This window comes from Streptomyces sp. NPDC059009, assembly GCF_042740175.1.
Taxonomy (GTDB): Bacteria; Actinomycetota; Actinomycetes; order Streptomycetales; family Streptomycetaceae; genus Streptomyces.
Window position 1 is genome coordinate 179,749 of record NZ_JBHYJB010000002.1, and the last position, 7,448, is coordinate 187,196.

At 70.4% G+C, this 7,448-nt stretch carries 7 protein-coding genes; 4 read left to right on the forward strand and 3 right to left on the reverse strand.

The window, feature by feature from the left end; all coding sequences use genetic code 11:
• The first annotated feature begins 22 nt into the window (after positions 1-22).
• A complete protein-coding gene (locus ACFWYM_RS02655) occupies positions 23-394 on the forward strand; it encodes a cyclophilin-like fold protein (protein ID WP_384829111.1) in 372 nt (123 codons plus the stop codon).
• 71 nt (positions 395-465) lie between these two features.
• Here the strand turns inward: ACFWYM_RS02655 and hisC are convergent, their stop codons facing one another.
• Positions 466-1,551, reverse strand: coding sequence for a histidinol-phosphate transaminase (hisC, locus tag ACFWYM_RS02660; RefSeq protein WP_384829113.1), 1,086 nt, complete (start codon positions 1,549-1,551; stop codon positions 466-468).
• A 436-nt stretch (positions 1,552-1,987) separates the two neighbouring features.
• On the opposite strand from hisC, the gene ACFWYM_RS02665 reads away from it, so the two are divergent.
• From ACFWYM_RS02665 to ACFWYM_RS02675, 3 genes are all read left to right on the forward strand, one after another.
• Positions 1,988-3,109: a LacI family DNA-binding transcriptional regulator gene (locus tag ACFWYM_RS02665; RefSeq protein WP_384829115.1), complete on the forward strand. Its 1,122-nt coding sequence runs from the start codon at positions 1,988-1,990 to the stop codon at positions 3,107-3,109.
• A 219-nt stretch (positions 3,110-3,328) separates the two neighbouring features.
• Positions 3,329-4,393: a metallophosphoesterase gene (locus tag ACFWYM_RS02670; RefSeq protein WP_384829117.1), complete on the forward strand. Its 1,065-nt coding sequence runs from the start codon at positions 3,329-3,331 to the stop codon at positions 4,391-4,393.
• A 183-nt stretch (positions 4,394-4,576) separates the two neighbouring features.
• Positions 4,577-5,452 (forward strand): hypothetical protein, encoded by an 876-nt coding sequence (locus tag ACFWYM_RS02675; protein WP_384829119.1) that lies wholly within the window; start codon positions 4,577-4,579, stop codon positions 5,450-5,452.
• A gap of 35 nt (positions 5,453-5,487) precedes the next feature.
• Here ACFWYM_RS02675 and ACFWYM_RS02680 read toward each other — a convergent pair whose 3' ends face one another.
• Both ACFWYM_RS02680 and ACFWYM_RS02685 read right to left on the reverse strand, forming a co-directional pair.
• On the reverse strand, positions 5,488-6,546 hold the full coding sequence (locus tag ACFWYM_RS02680) for a hypothetical protein (RefSeq protein WP_384829121.1): 1,059 nt from the start codon (positions 6,544-6,546) through the stop codon (positions 5,488-5,490).
• On the reverse strand, positions 6,543-7,289 hold the full coding sequence (locus tag ACFWYM_RS02685) for a hypothetical protein (RefSeq protein WP_384829123.1): 747 nt from the start codon (positions 7,287-7,289) through the stop codon (positions 6,543-6,545). The genes ACFWYM_RS02680 and ACFWYM_RS02685 overlap by 4 nt, the downstream gene beginning before the upstream one ends.
• Positions 7,290-7,448 lie beyond the last annotated feature (159 nt).

The window sequence follows — 7,448 nt, forward strand, 5'->3', positions numbered from 1 at the left end:
AACATATTGTTGAATCCGCGGCATGCAGATACGGATCTCCTGGCCCGCCGGGCACACCACCGCGACCCTCGAGGACACTCCGACCGCCCAGGCCCTGGGCAAGGTCCTGCCGCTCTCCTCCACCGCCAACACCTGGGGCGAGGAGGTCTACTTCGACACGGGCGTCAGCGTCCCCGTCGAGGAGGGCGCCCAGCAGGTCGTCGACCCGGGCACGGTCGCCTTCTGGACCGACGGCGACGCACTCGCCCTGCCGTACGGGCCGACGCCGATCTCGCGAGGCGACGAGTGCCGCCTCGCGAGCCCGTGCAACCTGCTCGGCAGCCTCGACGGCGACGCCCGTGTCCTGGCCACCGTGCGCAGCGGTGACCCGATCCGCGTCGAGCTGGTCGGCTGAAGACCGATGGCGGGCCGTTCCACGTGAAACAGCCCGCCAGTTGACTCGGTCGCTGGTCAACTGCCCAGCGGCTAAAGCTCCTTGCGGAACGCCTCGGCCGTCTGCAGGAACAGATCATTGGCCTCGGTCTCGCCGATCGTGGCCCGCATCCCCTCACCCGGGAACGGGCGCACGACCACGCCGGCCCGCTCGCACGCCGCCGCGAAGTCGGCCGTGCGGTCGTCGAGCCGCAGCCACACGAAGTTCGCCTGCGTCTCGGGCACGGTCCAGCCCTGCCCGCGCAGCGCCTCCACCACACGCGTGCGCTCGGCCACCAACGAGCCGACGCGGCCCATCAGTTCGTCCTCGGCGCGCAGCGAGGCCACGGCCGCGTCCTGCGCCAGCTGGCTCACGCCGAACGGCACCGCCGTCTTGCGCAGCGCCGCGGCCACCGGCTCATGGGCCACCGCGAAGCCGACGCGCAGGCCCGCGAGGCCGTACGCCTTGGAGAAGGTGCGCAGGACGGCGACGTTCGGCCGGTCCCGGTAGAGCTCGATGCCGTCCGGGACCTCGGGGTCGCGGATGAACTCGCGGTACGCCTCGTCGAGCACCACGAGGACGTCGCTCGGCACCCGGTCGAGGAACCGCTCGAGCTCGGCCCTGCGGACCACTGTGCCGGTGGGGTTGTTGGGGTTGCAGACGAAGATCATCCGGGTGCGGTCCGTGATGGCGGCGGCCATCGCGTCGAGGTCGTGCACCTCTCCCGGAGTGAGCGGGACCTTCACCGAGGTCGCGCCGCTCACCTGGGTGATGATCGGGTACGCCTCGAAGGACCGCCACGCGTAGATCACCTCGTCGCCCGGCCCCGAGGTGGCCTGCAGCAGCTGCTGGGCCACACCGACCGAGCCGGTGCCCGTGGCGAGGTGCGACAGGGGCACCCCGAACCGCTCGGACAGCTCGCTCATCAGGCCCGTGCACGCCATGTCGGGGTAGCGGTTAAAGGTCCCGGCCGCGGTGATCGCGCTGTCCATGACGCCGGGGAGTGGTGGATACGGGTTCTCGTTCGAGGACAGCTTGTACGCCACCGGTCCGTCCGCCGCTGTCGCGGCGGGCTTTCCGGGCTTGTACGTGGGGATACCCTCCAGCTCGGCGCGCAGCTTGGGGCTCGTCTCGCTCACCGCAGTCCTCCTCAGAGCCGGATCACTCGGGGTCCGGGGCCTCGTGGCCGGTATGGCCGGATCGAATACTGCTCACCCTATGAGGATTCCGCCTCCCTGCGAATGGGCCGGAGAGATCCGCGTACCGGAGGCGCACCGGATCCCGGCCGTCGCCGGGCATCGGCGTACGGGATGGGGGGAGCGCCCCATGCGCCCCCGTGCGCCGGTGGCTCGCTCCGTGGCGCGCATCACCCGTGAAGGTGAGTTGAGACCTCTTCGAGACCTCGCGCATTCACCAGGCCGGTGCGCGACGATCAGGCGCCGTCACCTCTCCACCCTCTCAACTCCCTTGCATTCCAAGGTCATTGAGGGAGTAACACCATGCAGAAACGTGCCTGTCAACGCGTGCATATGCGCCCCTGCTACCCACGCTCATGAGCCCTACTATCGGCTCGCCATGACAGCAGCAGGGAAGCACCAGGTGAGCCGAGCGGAGACCTCCCGCCGGGGCAACCGGCAGAGTCGAGCAGGCATCAGAGACGTCGCCGCCGCCGCCGGTGTCTCCATTACGACTGTCTCCGACGCACTCAACGGCAAGGGCCGGCTCCCGGACGCCACCCGACGCCATGTCCGCGAGGTCGCCGACCGGTTGGGCTATCGCCCCTCCGCGGCGGCCCGCACGCTCCGTACGGGAAAGTCGGGCCTCATCGGCCTGACGGTCACGACATACGGGGATGAACCGTTCACCTTCACCGAGTTCGCGTACTTCGCGGAGATGGCCAGAGCCGCCACCTCCGCGGCGCTCGCCCGGGGCTACGCCCTGGTCATCCTTCCGGCCACCTCACGCCGCAGCCCCGTGGACGTGTGGTCGAACGTGGCCCTGGACGGCACGGTCGTGATCGACCCGTCCGACCACGACCCGGTCGTCAGCGAACTGGTGCGCCAGGGACTGCCGGTCGTCTCGGACGGCCGCCCGGCGGGCTCGCTCCCGGTCACGGCCTGGGTCGACAACGACCACGAGGCCGCGGTCCTGGAGATCCTCGACCACCTCGCCGACGCAGGCGCCCGCCGTATCGGCCTGCTCACCGGCACCACCACGGACACCTACACCCACCTGTCCACCACCGCGTATCTGCGCTGGTGCAAGCGCGTGGGCCAGGACCCGGTGTACGAGTCCTACCCCGCCCACGACCCGTGCGCCGGGGCCGTCGCCGCCGACCGGCTGCTTGCCCGCCCCGACCGCCCGGACGCCGTCTACGGCCTCTTCGACCCGAACGGGACGGATCTGCTCGCCGCCGCCCGCCGCTATGGCCTCAGGGTCCCCGAGGACCTCCTCCTGGTGTGCTGCAGCGAGTCGACGGTGTACGCGACGACCGAGCCGCCCATCACCACGCTCTCCCTCAAGCCGCGGCGCATCGGCACCGCGGTCGTCCAGCTCCTCATCGACGCGATCGAGGGGCTCGACTCGGGCCACCCGGTCGAGCAGGTGATACCGACCGAACTGATCGTGCGCACCTCGTCCGAGCGACGTCCGCCCCGCACCACGGTCAGCCCACCGCGCTCTCCCGAACCCGGCTGAGGCCGTCCAACCCCGAACGACCTGGGGCGACCTGCGGGGAAAGCTCGGGCCAATTCGGGAGAAAACCTCGGTGAACTGGTGCTCCGCACCGATTCACCACCCCTGGTGCACCACACAGCGCGAGCCGCATTCCTATGATGGGCGGACGACACCGCGGGCCGCTGCGACCAGGCAGTCCGATCCCGGTGCAGATGCGGCGCAATGGTGGTGGAGGGGTCGATGACTCAGGGGGCCGGTCAGGGACCCGATGTGCGGACGGCGACGCTGCGCGACTTCCGCGTACCGGCGTACGTCCATGAGGCCGTGCCCGCTCATCCCGGACCCGGCTCCACGGAGAGTCCGGGCGAGCCGGAGGGCTACACCCCCACCCAGCGCGACCTGCCCGTCATCAACCGCGGTGACACGGTTCAGGTGCAGGTGCAGCCCATGCCGGAGCCCCCGGCCGCGCCGGCGGGCGACGAGTTCGGCCCGCTCTACGTGGTCGGCGACGTCCACGGCTATCTGAGCGAGCTGGTCGCCGCCCTCCAGGAGAAGGGCCTCATCGACGAGGACGGCGCCTGGTCCGCGGGCAACGCACGCCTGTGGTTCCTCGGCGACTTCACCGACCGCGGGCCCGACGGCATCGGCGTCATCGATCTCGTGATGCGCCTGTCCGCCGAGGCCGCGGCCGCCGGCGGCTACTGCAAGGCGCTCATGGGCAACCACGAGCTGCTGCTGCTCGGCGCGAAGCGGTTCGGGGACACCCCGGTCAACTCGGGCGCGGGCACCGCCACGTTCCAGGCCGCCTGGCTGCTCAACGGCGGCCAGAAGACCGACATGGAGCGCCTGGAGGACCACCATCTGCAGTGGATGGCCCGCCTGGACGCGATGGAGGAGGCGGACGGCCACCTCCTGGTGCACTCGGACACGACCGCCTATCTGGATTACGGCGACTCCATCGAGGCGGTCAACGACACCGTCCGCGAGACCCTCACGCGCAACGACGCGGACGAGTGCTGGGACCTCTTCCGCAAGTTCACCAAGCGCTTCGCCTTCCGCGACGAGGAGGCGGGCCCCGCGGCCGTCCGCGAACTGCTCGATGTGTACGGCGGCAGCCGCATCGTCCACGGTCACAGCCCCATCCCGTATCTCCTGGGCGACGTCGGCTCGGAGGACGAGGAGGACGGCGGCGGCCCCGTCATCGAGGGCCCGCACGTCTACGCGGGCGGTCTGGCCGTGGCCATGGACGGTGGCGTGACCATGGCCGGAAAGCTGCTGGTCCAGCAACTCCCCCTGGATAGCTGAGCGTTCATCGGGCAGGCGCTCCACTACAGGATCACGCTGGCCAGCGGGCCAATTTCCGGAAACCCCCTGTCACCGCGTGCCGTCACGGCTCTACCATCGGCTTATCCGTAGCAGGCTCCCCTCCGTTTCTGCCCGACGGCTCGTAGCCATGCGCGAGCCCCAAGCCCTACGGAGCATCGGGGGATGCACATGAACAGCGCGCCACACCTGCTCAATGAGGACCGCCCCGAGTACGAGCGGATCCTCGATGAGGCGCTGCGCACCGCACCGCACCGTCCGGAACTCTCCGCGGTGGGCCAGCGGCTCAACCCCGAGCAGCTGCGCACCATGGCGCTCAACGCCACCGCGCTGATCACCGCGGCCGCGGCGACTGAGTACCACCACTACGTGAAGGTCCGGGCACAGCTGCGCGATCCCGGCCCTCCCGTCTCCTCTTCGATACGTGAAGGAGGTGGACCGAGTTCCTCGGAGCCCGCAGCGGGCGCGGTCGGGCTCGCCACCATGGGTGAGGTCGCCGAGACCGCGGGCGCAGGAGCCGTCGCGGTCGTCGCCGTACTCGCTCCCGTGCTGGCCGGTACGGCCGCAGCGATCTTCCTGCTCGTCGGGTACATCCTGAAGATGCTCAACCCCGAACCCGCCTTCGCCGACACGCTGCTCACGGCCGGCTGGCTCTTCGGGGCGCTCACCGCCGCGGCGATCCTCGTCGCCGCGATCGGCCTGCTCCTGACGGCCCTGCGCAACGGATCGACGTCACTGCAGGCCAGCGCACACGGCGAGCGGAACGCGGAGGTGGCACGGGCCAGGGAAGCCTGGGGCGAGGCCCTTCTGGAGCGGGGCATTCTGCCGTTCCTGAAGGAGGCCCTGGTGGACCCGGCAGGCCCGGCCGCGGCCCGTACCGCATCGGCCGAGCGAAACAACCGGATGCCCCAACTCGGCTATCACCGCCCGGGCTTCAGCAGCCCGGACGGGGGCGCCGGCGGGGCGGGGCCGCGACCGAGCTTCAGCAGCCCGGACTTCTCGAGTCCGGACTTCGGCGGTCCCGACCACAAGCCCGAGTAGTCGAACGCGTCAACACCTATACAGGTCAACACCTTTCAACACCTGGGGTGAGGAGGCTGCGCGCCGCCGGCGGTCGGCGGCGCGAACTCCAGGCGTACGGAGTCGGAGCGCGGAATCAGCACGGCCACTCCGTCCACCGGGGTCCACCGCTCGGGCACGAAGACGTACTGATTGCCCGACTGCAGCACGAGCTTGAGCCCGTCGTAGCGGAAGCGGTAGGCGGCCTTGGCGTCATGGCACCGGGTCTCCCGCACACCCGGGGCGCTCAGGCTGAGGCTGTCCGCGCTGTAGAGGATGGCGTACGGATCGGTGGGCAGGCCCGCCACGAAACGGCGTGCCCGGGTCTCGCCTTCCGCCGCCGCGTAGTTGGTGGCCGCCCAGAAGAGGCTGAGGCCGATGAGAGAGAAGACGATGGCCCACTCGGCGAGGGTGGCCCATTCGGGGCGGGTGGGGGGTGGGGGCGGTGTTGGGGTTGGGGTTGGCGTCGGTGATGCAGGTGGGTTGTCAGCGTCTTCTGGGTCGGCTGGGTCTTCTGGATCTGCTGGGCCTGCTGGGTCCTGTGAACTGTCGTCCCGCCAGCGGTAGTTGAGCACAACCCTCCACAGATGCAGCGTGTAGGAGAGCAGGGCCACGCCGAGCGCGAGGCTGAGCGGGGCGAGGACGAGGGCCCGGTTGAGGAAGAAGGCCGGGGAGACGACGGCCCAGAAGCCGCCGAGGGCGAGCACCGCGCCGATGCATGCCAGGACGGGTACCAGGATCCGCAGCACCCGTGGCTCGGCTCCGCGGGCCAGTCGGCGCCGCAGCAGATCGTGCCCCCAGAAGGCGAGCAGCCCCCCGCCCGCGGTCACCGTCATCGGGATGAACAGGGCGTCGAGGGAGCGCATCAGATAGTCGACCGTGCTGAAGCCGAGCACGGTGGAGCTGACCCCGAAGTAGTTGAAGAACCACCACGCGTGGTTCCACCCGAAGTAGTAGAGCAGGGCCGTGACCAGGGTCGTCGGCGCGACGACGGTGCCGAGGAGGGTCCACAGTCTGCCGAGTCCGGTCGAGTTCGGTGCGGCGGGGTCCTCCGGCGCGGACGGTGGCAGCGTCATGGCCCACTGACGGAGGGCGAACTCCCGTTCACAGGAGGCGTGCTGCCTCCTGGCGGCGTGCTGTCACCGGGCGAGCCGGCACCACCTTCAACGGACTCCTCCGGAGGGGGAGTTCCACCCGCGCACGGGCCCTCGCCCACGATGTAGACGACAGTGCCGGGACCGGGTGTGACCTCGACGTCCTTGGCCGGCTCCGTCTTCACGAACCCGCACTCCGTCGCCTCCGGGACGTCCACGGGGTCATACCTGCGCTCGAGGTGGACGCAGACCGTGTGGTCCTTGCACCTGTCGCGGAAGGCGTCCTCGATGATCTCCCAGGTCTGCTGGCCCCCCGGGGTCACGGCGTCGAAGTAGCGGCCCCTGACCTGGATGTCCGGGATCTTGAGCGGTGAGACGGGGACCTTGGGGTGGCCGCCGCCGTTTCCCCCGCCGTTGCCGCTGCCCCCGCCTACGACACCACCGTTCCCGCCATTCCCACCGCTCCCACCGGACTCACTGCCCCCGCTGGCACCGCTGGTGGTGCCGGAACCACTGGCACCACTGACCCCGTTGGTCTCACTCCCCCCTCCGGACACGCCCCCACCGGAAGCGGCAACTCCCCCTCCGGACGCGCCCGTCGACCCCCCGCCCGCCGAGTCGTCATCGTCCCCGCCGCCCCCGCAGCCGAGAACCACGACTCCCATCGACAACACCACAGCGGCCAGCCTTAAGGCCCCCCGTGTTGCCCGCAGCGATGTCCCCATATCGCACCACCTATGCCCCTGAAACGCGGCGTCTCAGGAGAATGGCACGTGGCGGGGGGGGCGGGGGGGGGCCCCGCCCCAAGCGGGAGGGTTTGCCCCAGTGCCCCCACAACGCCCAGGGCGGGTGTAACCCGTTGGCGGCCCCCGCCCACAACGAAG

What these genes read in the sequence shown, in the direction of transcription:
- ACFWYM_RS02655 (WP_384829111.1), top strand. Translation starts at nt 23, where the DNA reads ATGCAGATACGGATCTCCTGGCCCGCCGGGCACACCACCGCGACCCTC.
- ACFWYM_RS02665 (WP_384829115.1), top strand. Translation starts at nt 1,988, where the DNA reads ATGACAGCAGCAGGGAAGCACCAGGTGAGCCGAGCGGAGACCTCCCGC.
- ACFWYM_RS02670 (WP_384829117.1), top strand. Translation starts at nt 3,329, where the DNA reads ATGACTCAGGGGGCCGGTCAGGGACCCGATGTGCGGACGGCGACGCTG.
- ACFWYM_RS02675 (WP_384829119.1), top strand. Translation starts at nt 4,577, where the DNA reads ATGCACATGAACAGCGCGCCACACCTGCTCAATGAGGACCGCCCCGAG.
- ACFWYM_RS02680 (WP_384829121.1), bottom strand. Translation starts at nt 6,546, where the DNA reads ATGACGCTGCCACCGTCCGCGCCGGAGGACCCCGCCGCACCGAACTCG.
- ACFWYM_RS02685 (WP_384829123.1), bottom strand. Translation starts at nt 7,289, where the DNA reads ATGGGGACATCGCTGCGGGCAACACGGGGGGCCTTAAGGCTGGCCGCT.